This is a genomic window from Paractinoplanes ovalisporus, from assembly GCF_016834655.1.
GTDB classification, from domain to species: domain Bacteria; phylum Actinomycetota; class Actinomycetes; order Mycobacteriales; family Micromonosporaceae; genus Actinoplanes; species Actinoplanes ovalisporus.
Genome location: NZ_JAENHP010000016.1, coordinates 136,557 through 156,402, shown reverse-complemented (window position 1 = coordinate 156,402; position 19,846 = coordinate 136,557). Strand labels below are relative to the sequence as shown.

At 72.4% G+C, this 19,846-nt stretch carries 7 protein-coding genes and 1 pseudogene; 3 read left to right on the top strand and 5 right to left on the bottom strand.

Annotated features, from left to right (window positions below; all coding sequences use genetic code 11):
- Positions 1-46: 46 nt before the first annotated feature.
- Positions 47-6,619, top strand: a pseudogene (locus JIG36_RS35510) (beta-ketoacyl synthase N-terminal-like domain-containing protein); the annotation flags it as partial.
- Here the strand turns inward: JIG36_RS35510 and JIG36_RS35505 are convergent.
- The 3 genes from JIG36_RS35505 to JIG36_RS35495 are packed head-to-tail and all read right to left on the bottom strand — an operon-like array spanning position 6,609 to position 12,293.
- Entirely contained in the window at positions 6,609-9,776 is a 3,168-nt protein-coding gene (locus JIG36_RS35505; protein WP_203380800.1) for an ATP-binding protein, read from the bottom strand. The pseudogene JIG36_RS35510 and the gene JIG36_RS35505 sit on opposite strands and share 11 nt — an antisense overlap.
- Complete coding sequence (locus JIG36_RS35500; protein WP_203380799.1) at positions 9,773-10,372, bottom strand: hypothetical protein; 600 nt, start codon at positions 10,370-10,372, stop codon at positions 9,773-9,775. Before JIG36_RS35500 ends, JIG36_RS35505 begins: the two co-directional genes overlap by 4 nt.
- A 22-nt stretch (positions 10,373-10,394) precedes the next feature.
- Complete coding sequence (locus JIG36_RS35495; RefSeq protein WP_203380798.1) at positions 10,395-12,293, bottom strand: hypothetical protein; 1,899 nt, start codon at positions 12,291-12,293, stop codon at positions 10,395-10,397.
- Positions 12,294-12,783: 490 nt separating this feature from the next.
- Between JIG36_RS35495 and JIG36_RS35490 the strand changes: the two genes are divergently transcribed.
- Positions 12,784-12,948, top strand: coding sequence for a hypothetical protein (locus tag JIG36_RS35490; RefSeq protein WP_236048834.1), 165 nt, complete (start codon positions 12,784-12,786; stop codon positions 12,946-12,948).
- A gap of 77 nt (positions 12,949-13,025) precedes the next feature.
- Complete coding sequence (locus tag JIG36_RS35485; RefSeq protein WP_203380796.1) at positions 13,026-13,781, top strand: AfsR/SARP family transcriptional regulator; 756 nt, start codon at positions 13,026-13,028, stop codon at positions 13,779-13,781.
- A gap of 46 nt (positions 13,782-13,827) precedes the next feature.
- Here the strand turns inward: JIG36_RS35485 and JIG36_RS35480 are convergent, their stop codons facing one another.
- Positions 13,828-17,178 carry a hypothetical protein gene (locus tag JIG36_RS35480; RefSeq protein WP_203380795.1) on the bottom strand — a complete coding sequence of 1,117 codons (3,351 nt, stop codon included), beginning with the start codon at positions 17,176-17,178 and terminating at the stop codon, positions 13,828-13,830.
- Positions 17,179-17,198: 20 nt separating this feature from the next.
- Positions 17,199-19,838, bottom strand: a complete 2,640-nt coding sequence (locus tag JIG36_RS35475) for a S8 family serine peptidase (RefSeq protein WP_203380794.1) — start codon at positions 19,836-19,838, stop codon at positions 17,199-17,201.
- Positions 19,839-19,846: the final 8 nt, after the last annotated feature.

The following is a 19,846-nucleotide window of genomic DNA, read 5'->3' as shown; positions in this document are numbered from 1 at the left end:
TGGTTGCCGGGTGCTCGAGACGATCCCGGAACTGTTGCAGCGTCACGCATCCGAGCGACCGGACCACACAGCGTACGACGAGCTGACGTTCGGCCGGCTGGAGGAACGGACCCGGTGGTTCGCGGCCGGGCTGGCGGCCCGCGGCCACCGGCGTGGCGAACCCGTCCTGATCAGCCTGCCGGCCGGCGCCGACATGGCCGTGGCCATGCTCGGGACCGTCCGCGCGGCCGGCGTCGGGGTGCCGGTCAACCCGCGAGCCTCGACGGCCGAGCTGACCGCCTTCGCCGAGGACTGCCGTCCGGCGGTTGTCGTGGGTGCCACCGGTGTCACGGTCGACGAGCTGGTCGCGGCCGGGCGCGGCGGCCAGGCCCGTGACGACCTCGGCCCGGACGAGGACGCCTGGATCCACTACACGTCGGGCAGCACCGGGCGGCCCAAGGGCGTCGTGTCGAGCCAGGGCGTGTGGCTGGCCAACACCCGCCGGATGTTCGTCGACCACCTCGGGCTGACCGCCGAGGACCACCTGCTCTGGCCGCTGCCCATGTTCCACGCGCTCGGGCACGCGCGCTGTGTCATCGGTGTCGTGGTGCTCGGGGCCCGGGCCACGATCCTCGACCACCCGACCGACGGCGAGCTGGTCGCGGCGCTGGAGCGGGTGCGCCCGACCGTGCTGACCGGCGTCCCCACGACGTACCACGGCCTGCTCTCCGCCCTCGGTGAGCGCACGGTCGAGATGCCGTCGCTCAAGATGTGTGTCACCGGTGGCGCGCCCTGCCCGCCGTCGATGCGGGTCGCGGTCCGGCGGGCCCTGGGGGCGCCGCTGGTGAACAGCTACGGCAGCACCGAGACCTGCGGCGCGATCGCCATGGAGAAGCCGGGGCAGGAGATCGTCGCCGACGGCTCGGTGGGCCGCCCGCTGGCCCAGGTGCGCATCAGCGCCGAGGGTGAGGTGCTGGTGGGTGGCGCGGTCATGCGCGGCTACCGCGGGCAGCCCGACCTGGACGGCTGGTATCGCACCGGGGACCTCGGGCGGCTCGTCGGCGACCAGCTCGTGCTGACCGGGCGGGCCGGTGACCTCATCATCCGTGGCGGGGCCAACGTGCACCCGGCCGAGATCGAGAACGTGCTGCGCGACCGGCCCGAGGTGGCCGACGTCGCCGTGGCCGGGCGGCCGCACCACCGGCTCGGACAGGTGGCGGTCGCCTACGTAGTACCCGCCGGGCCGCACCTCGACACGGCGGCTCTGCTTCAGGCCGTACGCCAGAAAATGTCCGCGGCCAAGGCGCCCGACGAGATCCGCCTCATCGACGCGATTCCCCGTACGGCGTCGGGAAAGGTGATCCGGCACGAGCTCGGCTCCGCCCAGGAGCAGGACGACCCGATCGCGATCGTGGCGATGTCCTGCCGCTACCCGGGCGGTGTCGTGTCACCGGAAGACCTGTGGTCGCTGGTGGACAAGGAAATCGACGCCATCGCCCCGTTCCCGCGCGACCGCGGCTGGGATCCCGGCCTCTACGACCCCGACCCGGACGCGGCCGGTCACACGTACGCGAAGGCGGGCGGATTCCTCGACGACGTCACCGGGTTCGACCCGGCGCCGTTCGGCATCGGGCCGGTCGAGGCGCTGGCCATGGACCCGCAGCAGCGGCTGTTGCTGGAGACCGCCTGGGAGCTGTGGGAACGGGCCGGGATCGACCCGGCCACCGTGCGGGGCAGCGACACCGGCACGTACGTCGGCCTGATGTACCGCGACTACGCCGGACGAGCCGAGGAACCGACCGCCGAGCTGGAGGGGCACCTCGGGCTGGGCTCGGCCGGCAGCGTGGCCTCGGGCCGGATCGCCTACACGTTCGGGCTCACCGGCCCGGCCGTCACCATCGACACCGCCTGCTCGTCCTCGCTGGTCGCGCTGCACCAGGCGGCCCGCGCCCTGCGTGCCGGTGACATTTCCCTCGCCGTGGCGGGCGGGGTGACGGTGATGTCCACGCCGGGTCCGTTCGTCGCGTTCAGCCGGCTGCGCGGGCTCGCTCCCGACGGCCGGGTCAAGGCGTTCTCGGCCGATGCGGACGGCACGGTCTGGTCCGAGGGCGCCGGATTGCTGCTGCTGGAAAGGCTTTCCGACGCGCAGCGGCACGGCCATCCCGTGCTCGCGGTGCTGCGGGGCTCCGCGGTCGGCTCGGACGGCGCTTCCAACGGCCTCGCCGCCCCGCACGGCCCGGCCCAGCAACGCGTGATCCGGGCCGCCCTGGCCGACGCGGGCCTGCGTTCGTCCGATGTGGACGCCGTCGAGGCGCACGGCACCGGGACGCTGCTCGGTGACCCGATCGAGGCGCAGGCGCTGCTGGCCACCTACGGGCGGGACCGTCCCACGGGCCGCCCGCTGTGGCTGGGCACGGTGAAGTCGAACATCGGCCACGCCCAGGCCGCGGCCGGTGTCGCCGGTGTCATCAAGATGGTCGAGGCGATGCGGCACGAGCGGTTGCCCCGCACCCTGCACGTCGACCGGCCCAGCACGCACGTCGACTGGACCGCGGGCGACGCGGCGCTGCTGACCGAATCCCGTCCCTGGCCCGCCTCCGCGCAGCCGCGGCGGGCCGGGGTGTCGGCGTTCGGCATCTCCGGCACGAACGCGCACGTGATCCTCGAGGAGGCGCCGGCTCAGTCACCGGTGTCATCCGTGTCCGGCGCCGGCCCGCTGCTGTTGTCCGCGGCCGACGAGACCGCCCTGCAAAGCCAGGCCGAGCTTCTGCTGGAGCGTGGCGAGGTTTCGCCGGCGGCGCTCGGAACCAAGCCGGCGCAACGATTCCGGGCGGTCATGCCGGCCGGCGATCGGGACGCGTTGGCCGCCCTGGCGGCCGGGCGCGCGCATCCGGGTCTTGTCACCGGTGACGGGCGGCCGGCGGGCCGGGTCGCGTTCGCCTTCCCCGGGCAGGGCGCGCAACGGCCCGGCCTGTTGCCCTTCGATGTTTTCCGAGCGGCGTTCGCCGAGGCCATGGCGGCGCTGGGGAATCCGGTTCCGGACTTCTCCCGTACGGAGTATGCCCAGCCCTTCCTGTTCGCGTACGGCGTGGCCGCGTATCGGCAGATGGCTTCCTGGGGCGTCCGGCCCGATGTCCTGATCGGACACTCGGTGGGCGAGTTCGCGGCGGCGCACGTGGCCGGCATCCTCACCCTGGAAGACGCGGCCGCCCTCGTGTCGGCCCGCGCGCGGTTGATGGGCGCGCTGCCTTCGGGCGGGGCCATGGTGGCCGTCGACGCCACCGAGGAGGAGATTCTTCCGCTGCTCGCGCCGGGCGTGGACGTGGCCGCGGTCAACGGTCCCCGGTCGGTCGTGCTCTCCGGTGACATCGCGGCGGTCGAGGCGCTGGCCGCCTCCCTGCGGCAGGACGGCCGCCGGACCACGGCGCTGCGGGTCAGTCACGCTTTCCATTCCGTACGCATGGAGCCCATGCTCGCCGAGTTCGAGCGGGTCGCGGCCGGAATCTCGTACGGGGAACCGGCCGTGGGAATCATCTCGACCGTGACCGGACGCCCGGCCGACACCGGTGACATGCGCTCGGCCGCCTACTGGGTGCGCCAGATCCGGCAACCCGTGCGCTTCGGCGACGCGGTGACCGCCCTGCCCGGTCTGGTCGTCGAGATGAGCCCGGCCGCATCCCTGGCCCCGCTCATCCCGCAGGGCGTGCTGGTCGCGTCCGAGTCCGCCGCGGCCGCGCTGTGGGCTCACGGCGTCGACGTCGACCGGGCGGCTCTGCTCGGCGTCGCGGATGCCCGCGTGGCCGCGACCCTGCCCACGTATCCGTTCAACCGCAAGCGGTTCTGGCTGTCCTCGACTGCCCGCCGTGTGACCAGCGGCCTGGACACCGTGGTCGAGGTGCCCGGCAGCGGCGATCGCGTGGCCACCGCCCGCATGTCACCCGTGACACAGCCGTGGCTGCACGACCACCGGGTCGGCGGCGAGGCGATCGTGCCCGGCACCTTCTTCGTCGAGCTGGCCACGGCGTTCGGCGAACGGGCGGGCGCACCCGTGCTCGACGACCTGACCATCACCCGCCCGCTGCCGGTGGGTGACACCGAGATCGAGCTGCGGCTGGTGCTGCGCGGCGACGGCGCGCTCGAGATCTACGCGGGTGACGAGCAGCACGCCTCGGGCCACTGCTCCCCGCGCACAGAGTCGTCCCCGTCCTGGTCCTGGGCCACCGCTTGGCCCCCGAGCGCGCAGCCTTTGGACCTCACCGGGCTCTACGACGACGGCGACTACGGGCCCGCCTTCCAGGGCGTGACTGCGGCTTGGCGTGACGGCGACACCGTCTACGCCGATGTCCGCCTGCCCTCCGCGGCCGGCGGCCGATCCGGGCTGCACCCGGCGCTGATGGACGCCGCCCTGCACCCCGCTCGCCTGGCCGCCGGGCGTGACTCGACGCCCCGGGTGCCGTTCGTCTGGTCCGGTGTCAGGCGTTACGGCGCCGGGACGCCCGCGGCGAGGGTCCGGCTGACCGTAACCGGGCCGGACACGCTCAGCGTCCAGCTCGCCGAACCGGCCGGGCGGCCGCTGCTGGACGTGGAGCGCCTGACCCTGAGGTCGCTGCCCGCCCCGCTGTACCGTCCGGTGTGGACCCAGGAGTTCGAACCTCCGGGGAGCCCGGCCGAGGTGCACGAGCAGTTCTGGGCGGCCGCCACCCGTCTGCGGACGGAACTGGACGGCGCCGGGCCGATCGTGGTCGAGCCGACCTCGCCGGTCATGGCGGGGCTGGCCCGGGTCGCCGCCGCCGAGTATCCGGGCCAGATCGACCTTGTCCCGCCGCGGCTGGTGCGGGTCACCCCCGACGGCCCCGCCACCGGTTTCGGAGACGGGACGGTTCTCGTCACCGGCGGATCCGGTGCGCTGGCCGGGTTGCTGGCCCGACACCTGGTCGCGGCCCACGGCGTACGGCACCTGCTCATGGTCAGCCGCAGCGGGTCGCCGTTCGAGGTGGCGGGCGCGACCGTCACCGTACGGGCCGCCGACGTGGCCGACCGGGACGCGCTGGCCCGCGTTCTGACCGAGGCCGACCCGCCGGTCACCGCGGTCGTGCACACCGCCGGCGTCATCGACGACGGACCCCTGGCCACCCTCACCCGCGAACGCGCCGACGCCGTGCTGCGGCCCAAGGTCGACGCGGCCTGGCACCTGGACGAGCTGACCGGCGATCTGGCCGCGTTCGTGCTCTGCTCGTCCGCCTCCGGCCTGCTCGGCAACCCCGGCCAGGCCGCGTACGCCGCCGGCAACGCCTTCCTCGACGACCTCGCCCGCCGTCGCCACGCCGCCGGGAAACCGGCTCTGGCCCTGGCCTGGGGCCCGCTCGCCCTCGACGGGGGCATGCCCATCGGCCGTACGCGGATCCGGCCCATGACACCGTCCGAGGTGACCGCCGCCTTCGACGCCGCGCTGCGCTCGGACGAGCCGGTGCTCGCCCCCATCCACCTGGCCTCCCGTACGCCGGCGCCGGCCTCTTCGCCGCGCTCCTCCGCACCGCGCCCCGACCTGGGCGCCCTCACCGGCGACGAGTTGCAGACGGCCTTGGAGACCCTGGTCCGCGACGAGGTGGCGGCCGAGCTCGGCCACACCGACGCCGCGACCGTCGACGTGCGGGGCGCGTTCACCGACCAGGGCCTGGACTCGGTGAGCTCGATCCAGCTGCGGACCCGCCTGGTCGCCGCGACCGGGGTGACGATGCCCGCCACCGTGGTCTTCGACCACCCGACTCCGGCCGCCCTGGCCACCTGGATCGCCGCCGAGATCGGCCGTCCCGCCACCGCCGTTCCGCCCCCGGCGGAGCCTCCACGGTCGCTGACCGAGATGTTCCACGCGATCGCCGCCACCGACGCCCGGCTCGCCGTCAACCTGCTGATCAGCGCCTCCGCCCTGCCGATCGGCCCCCGAACCCCGGCGCCGTCGCTGCTGGCCGTGCGCGACGACGGCCGGAGCCGGCCCGCGTTCGTCGGCGTCCCGTCGTTCGGCCCGGCCGGAGCCGCCGAGTTCCAGGGCCTCGCGCGAGCCCTGGGCGGCGCGTCGGTGCTGGCCCTGCCCGGCTTCCAGTCCCGCGCCCACCTGCCCGGGACCCGCGACGACCTGTTCGACCTCCTGGCGGCCGCGTCCCGCTCGGCCGCCGGCGACCGCCCGCTGGTGCTGATCGGCCGTTCCAGCGGCGGCCTGCTGGCCCACGGAGTGGCCGCCCGCCTGGCCGAGACCGGCACTCCGGCCGCCGGGCTGATGCTGCTGGACACGTACGAGGTCGACCTGGGTTACGACGCCACCGAGTGGATCGCCGCCCTGGTCACCGAGGGCCTGGGCCGGCTGCGGGCCCACCTCGACCCGGCCGCCGAACAGACCACGCTGCTGGCGGCCGGCGCCTACCTGCGCCTGATGCACGGCTGGCGCCCCGGCCCCCTCACCACCCCGAGCCTGCTGGTCGCCGCCGCGTCCCCACGGGACACCATGCCGGCGGGGGAGTGGCGGGCAACCCGCTCGGCCCCGCACGAGCGCGTCGAGGTGCCCGGCGACCACTTCACCATGCTCGACCACCACCCCGAGGAGGTCGCTGCCGCGATCCGGGCGTTCCTCCGGGTCAGCCGCTGACGGGGAGGGGCCGGCGGGCCCGCTCCATGACCTCCTCGTCGGTGAGCGGGCTGCTCGGGTGGTGGCTGAGGCAGAGCGGGGTATCGATTTTCTGGGGCGCCTCGCCCTCCAGCGCCGCGTAGAACTCGCCGAAGGTGAGGCTGCCGATGTCCGGCACCTCGCCGCCCTTCACGCGGGCCATCTCCTGGGCCGCGGCGATCTGCGCCGGCACGGTCAGCCGGCCGAACAGGTGGGTCGCGGCGTTGCCGGAGACCCGGTTGTGCAGGCTCTTGGGCGCCTGGGTCGCGAAGAGCAGCCCGAGACCGTACTTGCGGGCCTGTGCCGCCAACGCCAGCGTGCTCTGGGTGCAGGCGGTCATCGCCCCGGACGGCGCGAAGTTCTGCGCCTCGTCCATGACCAGCAGCCCCAGCAACGGCCGATCGGTGGCGGGATGCTTCTTGATCCACGCGAACAGGCTCATCTGCAGCTGGTTGACGAAGCTCTGCCGCGCCTCGTCGTTCAGCCCGATCATGCTGATCACCGAGATCCGGGCCCGTTTGCCGGCCGACGGGGTGAGCAGGATCCCCGGATCGGCCGGTGTCCCGCCGCCGCCGAACATCGGGTCGTTGTCCATCGAAGCAGTGAGCGTCTGCCCGAGATCGGCCCCGATCCGGGTGGCGTCGGCGAGCTCGCTGACCCCCTCGGGCAGGTCGGCCAGCAGCTCGATCAGCCCGCGCAGGCTGCTTCCGCCCTGCCGGCCGTAGTGTTCGATCGCCTTGCGCAGCACGGCCAGCCCGAGGTGGGCCTTCTTCGTTCGGGCCAGCACGTTGGCGCGCGGGGCCAGCGCGGAGGCGGCTGCCTCGACCGCGGCGGCGAACTCGTCGGGGTCGTCGCGCACGCTCGCGAAGTCGGGCAACGGCTGGAAACTCAGTGGGCGGCCGGTCTCCCGGCGCGGCGTCCACACCACGACCTCGGTCGCGGCCAGATATTCCACCGCCCGGGAGTCGTCACCCGCGCGCCAGCGGTCCGGTGGTTCCGGCCAGGGGTCGCCGAGCCGCGCCAGATCGTTGTTCGGGTCGAGCACGATGGCCGAGACGCCGAGCAGCGCGCATTCCTCCACCAGGTGCCGGATCAGCACCGTCTTCCCGGAGCCCGAGGCCGCGAAGATCGCCGCGTGCTTGCGCAGCGCCTCCAGGTCGATGGTCACCGGCACGTGGTCGTCGCCGTGGGTCCGGCCGATCGGGAACCCCGCCACAGCCTCGGGCACAACTGGCGGCCGCGCCTCCGCCGGGGGCGAAGCCGGCACGGTCCACGAATCGACGTCGGCCAGGGCCTCCTTGAACAGCGTGATCTGCTCGGTCGGGCGGTACCGGATCAGCCAGGCGTGCAGTTCGGCCGGGTTCTCCATGCGCAGCCGGTGCAGGGCGTCGAGCACTCGCAGATCGGCCTCGTCGATGCCCAGCGTGACGCCGCCGTCCTCCCTCAACTGGGCGGTCTCCTCCTGGGTCTTGGCCGACTGGGACCACGGGCCGTTCCGAATGAGGAAGAGCTTCCGCTTGGCGACGTCGGCGCTCAGGCCGGCCGCCGTCCGGGCGCGGCGGATCCGGTGGAGTGCGGCCGTGCCGTGGTGGGTGTCGCTGATGGCCCGGAAACACCAGTGCACCTGGTCCTCCGAGCGGGGGTCCTCCTCGCTGCCGTCGGCGAAACCACGACGGAGGCGGGCATGCAGGTCGGCTTTGGCGCTCGGCGGGGGATCGACGCTGAACATCCGGCCCGCGTCGCCGCGCTCGACGATCCAGGCGTGCAGGCCGGCCGAGAGCAGAGCGGGAACGGTCTTGTCCTCGGTGTCATGCTCCAACGGTGAGGTCACGTCCGCCTCCCGCTTCAGCTCCTGGAAGCGGTCCTCCACCCGCAGCAGCGCCTCGTCGGACGCGGCCGGCGCCATCTTCTCGGCCGGTTGGACCGTCCAGTCCTCGGGGGACAGCTCGGCCAGGCTCCCGAGTTCCCGCACCTCGTTGTCGAGCAGGCAGGCGCGGATGTGGCGGTTGATGTCGACGAGCAGGCGGCGCGGCGTGTAGTTGACGGCCTCGGCGAAGACCCGAGGCTGGATCGGCCAGGTCGGGTAGGGCGGTGTGAAGCCCACCGACGTATAGCGTGCGGCGAACCGTTTCTCGATGATCTGGCGGGCCAGCTCCGGGCTCCGGATGCCGCCGAGGGCCAGGTTGCGCCGGAACCGGTCGGGGAACGAACTGATGGCCCGGCTCTCGATCAGATCCCAGGTGGTCGAGAGGGTAGCGGCGAGAGTGAGTGTGCGCCGGGTCGACTCGCGCAGTTCCATGAGGCCTCCGGCGAGGCCCGTCAGCGCGGCGGTCTGCTGCAGGACGACCAGTTCGCCCGACACCTTGGCGAGGTCGTCCTGCACGGCGGCCTGCGCGACCAGAGTGTCGAGCTGGTCCAGGGCGAAGACGGTGGGACCGGTCAACGCCAGCAACCAGGAGATGTCCCGGACGATCTCCTGTTGCGTCCGCGACTTCGAGCGGATGCCCCAGGCCCGGCGTTCGCCCGGGACGGCCTCCGGTTCGCATGCGAGGTAGGTGTCGGCGATGTCCTGGTGCTCCTCGTCGCCGGACGCCAGCAGGGTCAGGGCCCGCGCGGTGTCCCGGCATTGCAGGGCGAGGTGTGGTGCGTAGTCCCGCAGTCCGTCGATGAAGGCGTCCAGGGCCGGGCGCGTCAGTCCCGTCTGGCCCATCGCGGCGCGCCGCGCGTTGCGGGGCGCGCCGACTCGGGCCGACAACCGTCGCAGCAGAAGGCTCAGCTGGGTTTCCCCGTCGAAGGCCGGTCGCGCCAGCCCGTCGATCAGGAAGAGGAGCACCGCGTCCCAGAACTTGCGGCCGTCGAGCACACCGATCAGGAAGAAGTAGCCACCGCGCCGCTGGACCTGCTCCCGGACCCAGCCGAGCAGGTGGGTCTTGCCGGACCCGGCCGGACCCTGGAGGACCAGGCCGATCGGGCTGGCGTCGGCACTGGCCTCCGCCTCGGCGATGCCCTCCAGCACATCCTGGACGACGGTCGCATGCAGTCCGTCGACATGGAACGGCGAGCTGCGCCATACGTCGTCGGGCACCTGGGCCCAGCTGAACCGCAGCGCGGCCAGCGCGGCACGTTCCTCGTCGGTCATCGCAGTCCGATCGCCAATTTGTGCCTGTCCTCGCCGCCGATGCGGACGGCCGCCGCCTTCTCCTCGTCGCCGACGCGGTGCCGGTTCGCCTCGGTGTCCAGCCGCACGTCGGGCGCGTCGAGCATCTTCTCCAGCGCCCGGTCGAGCTCGGCCTTGGCGACGTCCGCCAGCAACGGCCGGATGACGGTGAGGCTCACCCAGTCACCCTCGCCACCGGCCACCTCGGCATAGGCGGCCCGCACCCGCTCGTCCAGGCTCCGATTGTCCGGCGCCGGCACGCTGCTCTTCGCGTGCAGACTCAACAGCGCCGCCCACAGCACCTTCTCGCGGAAGGTGCGCTTCTCGGTGATGTCGCCTTCCTCGTCGGTCACCAGCGGCTCCCGCAGCACCTTGGTGCCCGCCGCCGAGAGCCGGTGCCGATAGGGGCGCTGCTGAGTGTTCGTGATGACGTAACCGGTGCCGTTGAGCCTCGCGTACAGCGCCCCCGTCAGCCGGAACCCGTACCGGTGGTCGAGTTCGGTGTTGGAGATCTCCCGGTCCTCGTCGCGGAGCAACAGCAGGATCGCGTATTCCGAGGGGGTCAGGTCGCCCGACATCAAAGGTCCTTTCACAGCGGAGTCATAACGGGAAGGAATCGGGGCCGAGCAACTCCGACCCGTCAGCGTTCAGGCCGAAGGCCCGCAGGCGCGCCGTCCATTCGGGCGGCGTGTTCATCGCGGTGTGCAGCGCCAGAAAACGGTCGGCCGCGCCCTCGGTGCCGGCGTCCAGTTCGGCGGCGAGGCCGTTCATGTCGCGCAGCTCGAACAGCAGAGCCGACAGCTGCAGCGCGGCCTCGGGTTTGCCCTCGTCCACGGCGGCGCTCAACTCGCGGCGTTCCACCTCGGCCGCCGCCGCCCGGGCCCCCGCCGAGCGCACCCGCGACAGACGCCGCGAAGCCGTGCGATCACCCTTGCCGGCCCGTTCGCGCAGCAGATCGACCTCGCCCCACGCGACATAGAGGTCGGCCAGGGCCTCGGCCGCCACGACCTGTCCCTGATCGGCTCGTTCGCGGACCTCGGCCACGCAGCCGCGCTCGACGAGGCGTTCCACGAGGCGCTCGGTCGCGATCACGTCGCCCTGTTCCTCGCGGCGCCGGAGGTCGTCGCTGCGGCCGCCGTCGACCAAAATCTCGGCGATGCGGTCGCGGGCGGCCCGGTCGCCGGCGTCGGCCGCCGGACGCAGCTGCTCGACCCGGTCCCACAGCTCCTGGATGTGGAAGAGCCGGCGGCCGGTCTCACGGTCACGGGGGTCGGCGTCGAGCCGGTGGCGCAGCGCCTCGAGGGCCGGTTCGAACCGGCCCTGCCGGATCAGCAGGTCGGCCAGTTCGGTCGCGGCCCGCGGGTCGTCGTGTTCGGTGGCCAGGCGGCGCAGCGCGGGCAGGGCATAGCAGTAGCGCATCCGGGCCGTCGCGGCGTCGGCGAGGCGGCGCAGGTCGGACGGGCGGTCCACCCCCTCCACGAAGGCCCGCCAGGTCTCGTCCGGCACCGGTGCCGTGCGCCGGATCTGCCGCAGGTGCTGGGCGAGGTAGTCGGCGACGACGTATCCGGCCAGGCTGCCGGGTTTCCCGTCGTCGACCGGGGACAGCGCCGAGACGTCGCCGTGCAGGGGCCGGGTGGCGTGCGGCTTCGCCTCCTCGATCCACATCGGGGCCGGGAGCACCCGTTGGGCCGGCCGCAGATAGCCGAACATCGCGCGCGCCAGCAGCTCCTCGCCCAGCGGCGCGTGCACCCCGAGGCGGTGGCTGTCGGCGGCGGCGGTGATGATCGCTTTCGCGTACGGGTTGGCCGGTTGCTCCCAAGCCATGATCAGAGCCGGGCCCCCGGCGAGGGCCTGTGTCAGCCCGGCATCGCGGGTGTCCAGGGCCTGCCGGATCCGGCTGTCGCTCTCGGCAACACCCCGCGCCTGGTTCAGCTCGGCCGGTGTCAGCACGTCGGGGACGCTGATCTGGACCGCCCGTTTCATCAGCCGCCGGATGTCCTCCGACGCCGACGTCAGGGTCCCGAGCTGGTTGGGCCACACCGTGCCGACCACGACGTTGCCGTGCCGCACCAGGGTGTGCACACATTCGGCGGTCAGCGGCGCGCGGCCGCCGAGGTATTGCTGCAGTTCGTCCAGCCAGAAGACGGTGCGGCCGGGCGGATCGTTCTTGAGGTCGAGCAGGTATTCGGCGTGCGGCGGCTGGATCAGCCACCAGTCCGGATACATCGTGCGCACCGCTTCGTACAGCGATCGCGTCTTGCCGGTCGAGGAGGAACCGAGCATGACCACGAATGGCCCGCGATCGGCATTAGGGGTGAGCGCGACGCGGAGTTTGAAGTCAAAATCGCGTTCCACGTACGTCGGCAGGTCGTCGGCCGCGTCGGGAGCCGTGATCGCGTTGTGGATGCCCAGGTCGCGCGGGATGGCCTCGTCGACGCGCTGCCGATCCGCCGGCGGGGCGCCCCCGATCGACCCGGACGCCCCGATGCGGGTCAGCAAATCGTCACCCCACGATCGCCTTCAAGATTACGCGCCGGCGGCCGCCCGGAATTGCGCGGAAAGGAGCCGGAATTCGATCTTCCGAAGCGGCCAACCGGACCTTACCGCACGCCTTGACATGATCACCAGAAGCCCGTATTGCCCGTTCTTCGGGGCCGGTATTACGGCGTCAATTCCGAGCCGGAATGTAATCCACCGAACGGTCGGTGAATGGTGAGGGCATTCATCCGATCATCCACCGTTGTTCGAATCCAGGGCGTCAACCGGTGAAGCGCCCGATCAGCAGGGCCAGCCGCTCCTCGTGGCCCCCGGCGGACAGACGGCCGCCCCGGGGTCAGTGTCACCAGACCGTGCCGGGCGGCCCGGAACACCTCCGTCCGGAGGAGGTGGCCGCCGTCATCCGGAGGCTCCGGCTGGGCGAGTGATGGCCGGGTGACGGGCGAGGGCGAGGATCGATGTCGTGGCCGAGATTCCCCGAACCGGGATTTGCGTGATCCGTACCGAGACCCGGCCCGGCCAGTTGCTGATCACCGTCAGCACCAACGCCGACATCAGCGACCGGTCGGGGGACGACTGGGTCCGGCGGACTGTCGATGTCACCGACGTCGTGGACGAGGTGCTGAGATTTCTGTGCGAGGTGCGAGGTACGAGGTGACGGATCAGCAGCGCAAGTGACGCGGTGGTGACGGACCGCACCTATAGTCGGCGTCGTTGTTTGCGCAGGGGGGTGCCATGGCCGCGAACTGGATGGAAGCGCTGAGCCCGGCCCAGGCCGGCAGCGAACGGATTGTTCTGCGGATGCTCGGCGGGCCGGTCGTCGCCGCCGGCTCCCGCCTCATCGAGATCCCCGAGGTCAGCAAGCGGGTTCTGACGTTTGTGACGCTCCATCACGGCCCGGTCGAGCGAAGATCCGCGGCGGGTGCGCTCTGGCCGGGGAGTCCGGAGAGCCGCGCCGCGGCCAGCCTGCGGTCGGCCTTGTGGCGGCTGCGGGCGACCGGGCTTCCGCTGCTGCGCGTCGGGAGAACGTCGATCGCCATCGACGAGCGGGTATCGGTCGACGTGCACCTGCTCGATGACTGGGCGACGCGGCTGATAACCGGATGTCCGTCGCCGGCCGACCTGACTGTCCGGCCGGCGATGGCCGAAGCCTTCGATCTTCTGCCGGGCTGGTACGACGACTGGGCACTGCTGGAACGCGAGCGGCTGCGACAGCGGATGCTGCATGCGGTCGAGGTGCTGGGACGCGTTCTCGTACGGTCCGGCCGCTGCGCCGACGCGGTCGATGCCGTCATGGTCGCGCTTGCCGCGGATCCGCTGCGGGAGAGTACTCAGCGGGTGCTGCTCGAAGCCCACGTCGCCGGAGGCAATCTGGCCGAGGCACGTCGGTGTCTGGAGGCGTACCGGCGGCTCGTGCGCCGCGAGCTGGGTGTTACGCCGAGCAAGGACCTGGCCGTGCTGGTCGGCCTGGTCCCGACGGCGGTGGGGTGACGACGGCCGCGCCCGCCCGATGCTCGGACGGGCGCGACCGCGCGTCTCAGGGATAGAGACGCTGGTAGGTCTTCCAGACATTCAGCTCGTATCCGGCCTCGTTCGGATTGTTGCGACGGGCGACCGCCCGGACAACCTGCTCCGTGGTGGGCTGCGGGGTCTTGGCCAGTTCGTCGGCGACCCGGTTGTGGACGGTGGGGACGGCCAGAGCCTGTCCATGATCCGACGTGGCGACCGCCTCGATCCGGGCCGCGACATCGCCCGGCATGGCCCGCACCGCGCGGCGTGCCCAGCCGGCCGCGTTCTCACCCCACTTGGACGGGCTGTTGACATAGGACGTGAGGCTCCCCGAGCCCAGTCCCAGACGGTCGTACTCGGGAATGCCGGCCACCGAGGCCACCACCGATCGCTGCCGGGCCGCGTCAGCCGCTGCCTTCTGCTCCCGGGCCGGCTTCTTCTCCGCGACGGCGCCGGCCCGGGCCGCCCGCCCGGCCGCGTTCCTCTCGGCGCGAGCGACGCTCAGGGTCTCCCGGAGAATCTCCGCCCGGAACATCGTACGCACGTCGTCGTGGCTGAGGCCGGTTGCGTTCACGGCCGGTCCGTGAGCAGCTATGAAGGCGTCCGGGGTGACGCCGTCGGACGATGCGACGGCGACCGCGTCGAGCAGTTCCTTGACTGCAGTCACCCGGGCGTCCGCGGCGTTGAGCTCCTTGAGCGTCAGTGGCGGTTGTGCCTGGTCCCTGAGCGCCTTGTGCCGGCGGAGGACGGTGATCGCATACGGTATCGTGGCCTGCTCGACGGTGGCCATGCTGGCCGGCACTGCGGCAACCGTGTCCAGCTCAGATTCCCGGGGCATCGGTTGGCGGCCGCCTCGGTTGGTCTCCCAGACGCCGATGGACCGGACGATGCGGGTGGTCAGCTCCTGGGCCGACGGGGGCGCGTCCTCGGCCTCCCACGTCTCAGAGGTCTGCTCAGCGTGCGTCGCCGGCAGGAGCTCCCGTAACCGTGCGGCCGGGATGTCGCAGTGTTCCTCCGTCACCGGGGTCACCGTCAGCCTGGGCCCGGCGTGGCGGGCGAACGCCTCGCCGCCGGCCGCGGTCCGCGAGGAGCGGTGGGGAGAGCCTGGGCGATAGAAGACCCGCACGCGCAGCGACGGGTTCGCCGTCAGCCATTCCACCCACGGTTCCACCCGCTTGCCGTAGGTCGTGTCGAAGGCCCACACCTCGGTCAGCTTCAGCAGAGCGCCATTGTGCCGGCGGTGGTCGGCCGCCAGCGGATCGAGAAAGTCGTACGCCCGGGAGTGCCCCGCTACCACCAGGGATGCCGCGCCGGGCGCGGCCGAGCCGCGCACCCGGCCGACCTGGGCCATGACCTCGCCGATCAGCGCATCGAAGCGGGCGGGGGCGGCCAAGGCGTGCCACAGCTCGTGCCCGCGTCCGAAGACGTCCTCACCGCCGGGCCGACGCCAGTCGAGCAGCGGCACCACCAGGACCATCGGCCGGCCGGACGCCGCGACGATCGGCCCGAGCGCGAACGGCTGGTCGGTGACGAACCCGGCCGGCACGTTTCTGGGTCGTGGGCAGCCGTCCAGCAGACCATGGGCGAACAGCAGTATCTCGACGTCCGGTGCCGTGAGAGCGGCCGGCGGGCAGTAGACCGCCACCGGCAGCCCGTACCCGTCGGGCACGAAGGTCCAGAGCCGCCCACCGGCGTGTTCGGCCGTCTTCTCGGTCGGGGCAACGGTGCCGACGGGCGTTGCGGGCCGGGCCGTCAGGCACGGGTGGCCGCGGGGCGGCACGTAATTGACACCGCGGGCCAGCGCCTCACCCACCCCGCCGATCCGCGCGTCGAAGTGCATCATGTCGCCGCTGCCGTCGGCGCTCGGCCCGAAGTCGACCGCGCCCCAGGCCAGGCACGCCCGGTCGCGCAGGGCGACGACGAGGTCGCGGGGAAGCTTGAGGAAGCCGTTCTCGGGACGCCGCCCATGGCTGAAGTCGTTGGCGACGAGACGCTCGCGATCCCGGCGGATCTGCGAGCGCCACCGCTCGACGGCTGCGTCCGGGGTCTCTCCCGGTTGGGTCAGTCCCGGCCTGAGCGCCGCGCGCAATGCCGCTGGATCGTCGGCCAGCCGAAGATAGGTGACCAGCTCCGCGCTGAGCCGGTGCAACTCGTCCCAGATGTCGCCGGTAGGCCGGCCGGACTCGCCGAGCGCGGCAAAGTAGGCGGTCACGGTCCGCGCGGTCAGCCGGGTGCCGGAGACCAGGTTCGCCGCGTTCTTCAGGGCTGTCCAGGAGGTATCGTGGTTGATCCAGGGATTGGCAAGATAGCCGATATCGATGGCCAGCCCGAACGTATGTACGCTGCCGCTGGTGGCCTGACCCGGACGAGCGCCCCCGTGCGGCTCGGTGATCCCGAGGGCGGCGCCGAGCGCGGCTGGGGTCTTGCCCTGATAAGCCGGGAGAGACAGCAGATACCGCTCGGCCTCCCGCAGACGCCGGACCAGCAGCAGGTGCAGGCCGGCGCCGCCCACGGTGCGCCGGCCGAACACCGACGGGTCGGCCATCGCGTCGAACCAGCTCGCCGCGGTGAGACCGTCGGTGAAGGCCCCCGCTTTGAGGTTCCGGAGGCGCTGCAGCGCCCGGGCGTTGCCCCGGTCGGCACCGCGGAAGCCGGTGCCGGCCCGGATGACCAGGCCGAGGCTGTCCAGGGTCGACTCGCCCGCGCGGCCGTCGTGCTCACGGGGATCGCGGTAGCACTTGATCTGGAACTGGTGCACGCTCTCGACCAGCACAGCGTCGGCGTCGCCGCGTACGGCAGCCGCTACGACCGCCTCATCCACGTATTCGCGCAGGCGGGCCCTCAGGTCGTCGGGGCCGACACCCGAGACGGCCGGGTGCATGCGGCGCGTCCACGCCACCGCCTCAGCCGATTGCCGCGCGGAGAGCAGTGGGCGGGCGAGGGCCGAGCGTTCGGCCGCGGCGAACGGGGGCACGGCCGCAGCCGTGTCCACCGGTGCCGGGGCGGGCGGGCCGGCCTCGTCATCTCCGAAGGCATGTTCCAGCACCGTGGCGGGCTCCACGGCCTGCGGCTCGGTGACCGTGGTGGGTCGCCGCGGCCGGAGGAGCAGTTGGCCGGGCGGCAGCCCGTCGTTGGACCGGCCTGGCCCGGCCTCGCCGGGGCCGAGTGTCCGGCACCGGCCACTGCCGGCGCCGAGGCGCACTTCGAGCAACACGTCTCCGGCCCGCGGCGGCCGCCGGACCGGAAGGCCAGGCCTGGCCAGCACCTCGAACCGGTCGTCGATCCAACGGGCCAGTCGGCCACCAGGCCGGTAGAGGTACTCCCGGTAGGCGGTGGCGGGCGCGGCTGCGAGCAGGACGACGGCATCCTCGGCTTCCATGGCGGAACTCCCTTTCGGCGTTACCGGCGGATGACCGTGACCACCACGCGGCCCCGGTCGGCGGTGACAACCCGGACATTGGTGCTTCCGGCCCGGGCGATCTCGGCCTCGACCACGGAGGGCGGTACACCCCGGGGATCGAGGCCGGCGAGGGCCCGGGAGAGCACTCGGTCGTAGGCAGGATGGCCGGGTCCGATGCCCAGCCGCAGCAATCGTTGACCGACCCGGGTGCGTAGCCGGGCCCGGACCGGCGGTGTATCCGGGGCCATGCGTTCCAGGGCGTGCTCGGTATACCAGCGCCCGTTGATCCGGACGCCGCCCTCCGGCGGCAGGTCCCAGACCGGGTCGGTGAGAGCCCCGGCCGACCGGCTGGATCCGGCCGGTGGCCGCACGGCCGACAGCACACGCCCCAAACCCCAGACGACGGTCAGCGCGAGGAGAAACTCACCGGCGGCACCAAGTTCGGACACGTCGTCGGCGGTGAACATCTCCCGCCCGCGCCCGAGTTGCCAGCCCCGTTCGAACGCAAAGTGCATCGGATCGACGTCGCGGACCAGCCGGTAGAGGCCGAGTTCGAGCTGAATGGTGGCCGGATGGGCAAAGACGTAGTTGGCGACGATGCGGCGGCGAGTCTCGTAAGCGGCATAGCGCTGGGCGTCGCCACCGAACCAGCGGTTGGCTTCGCCGCGCTCGTCGGCGGTCAGGCGTGCGGGGTCGACCGGCCCCCGCATGCGCAGGGAGGCTGGTGTCCGTAGGTCCGTGAACGCCTCGACGTAGCCGCGCTCGAGGGCGGACAACGGATGTGCCCAGTCCGGGCGGGCCTGAGCACGCCAGTGGTCGGCTACGTCCCCGGGTTTGCCGATCTCGCGAATCATCACCACGACGTCCCGATGGCGTGGCGTGGCAGGCGGCTCTTCCTCGGAGGTCCGAGGTGCCGTCACGAAACGGACGGTGTCCGCGATCAAGGCGTCGACGTTGAGGTAGCCCCGCCCGAGCCGTCGCCCGCGGTCGGCTGTCGGCGGCGGATCGCAGCTCCCTAGAACCAGGGCGCGGATGTCGTCGGCGGTGAGGCGGGCACCGCCGAGCTGGTAGCAGAGCGCCACCGCGCCGGCCACGTGCGGCGCGGCGAAGCTGGTCCCGTTCCCCCGCACCAGAAGGCCCGTGCTGCCGGTGGCTCCGGCCGGCGCCGACCGGGCCGCCAGCACGCCCACGCCCGGGCCGACCAGATCCGGCTTGCTACGACCGTCCCGGCACGGCCCCGCGCTGGTGAAACCGGCCGGGGGCCGACCAGGCCGGAAACCGTCGTAGGCGCCGACCACCAGGGGTAAGTGGCTGGTGGCGATCGAGCCGAGCGTAGTGCGCCGGCGTGCGTCCCGTGCGCTGAACCGGGCCTGGCAGCTGGGGCAGGAGTCGTCGCGTTCGATGAAAGCGTGGAACCGCCCGTGGGTGACGCGGCGGCCCTCCAGGGTGACGGTCCATTCGCCGGCTTGGCCTGGTGTGCTGAGATAGGCCTCGATGTGATGGTCGCCGTTGTTGCTGTCGCACGCGCGGTGGTAGAGCCGTCCGGCCATCTGCCCGTCGGCCAGCAGCTCGGCCTGCTCACCGAGCCGCACCGCCCGGGCCGTGATGTGACCGGGCGGGTCGATCCGAACCGCGAACTCGTCCCGGCCGTCGTACCAGATCTCCAGCTCGGTGGGCGTCACGTCGGTCGGATCCACCACGAACGTGAGTGTCCTCCGCTCGCCCTGTCGCAGGACTCCGCACGAGTGGGCCCGCCATCGGTAGTAGTTGCCGCCGCTGTCCACCACGAAGGTCCCCTGGCGGGCGCCGAGCAGCTGGTCGAACGCCTGCTCCACCAGCGTGGTTCCGTCCTTGGGCCCGCAGATGCGCCCGGCGCTGATGTTCACCACACAGGGTTTCGCGCCGGCCGTGCGGGTCGCGAAATCGACTGCTTCCAGCAGCCGCACCGAGTCGCCGAAGCTGCCCACCCCACCGGTGCGCCGGTCGGCGAGATGCACGAAAACCAGATCAGCCTCCGAGGCCAAGCCCGCCGGCCCACCGGCCCGGCCGTTACCGGCCGCTATGTCCAGCACTCGGGTCCCGTGTGCCCCTCGGCCGCGCGGGTCAGCGACGGCCGGGTGATAGCCGAGAGCCTTGTACGGATCGGGGTCATGCAACGCACTGTCGATCGCCTCGCGATCGTGTTCGACCCCATAGCCGTACGATGAGACCGGACCGCCGGAGGCCTGGTCGCGTTGGTCCCAGAACGACAGCAGCCGGGTGTCGCCGCTTGCGGTCCGGAAAGCCGCGCAGTCGAAGTCGAGCCCGAAGTCGACCGCGGCCACCACCACGCCGGCCCCTGTCGGCGCGAGCGACGGTCCACGCCGCTCGTCGCCGGGAAGTCGCCGGGGCTCAGCCGGCGGTTCGTCGGTTTCTCGCCAGCCGGGGCTCACGCCCCGCGCGGCCTTGAGGCTGAGCACTTCGGGCCGCGCCCGCACAGTGATCACATCGGCCGCAGGAATCCGGCAAGTAGCGATAGTTCCGAACCGGGACACGATCCGTACGCCGGGCACGTCCATCCCGGGCCGGACGAGCCGGATGATCGCCTCGATCATCCGGTCGTCGCCGGCCCGCAGCTCCTCCCAGAGCGCCGGATCCACCGCGCACC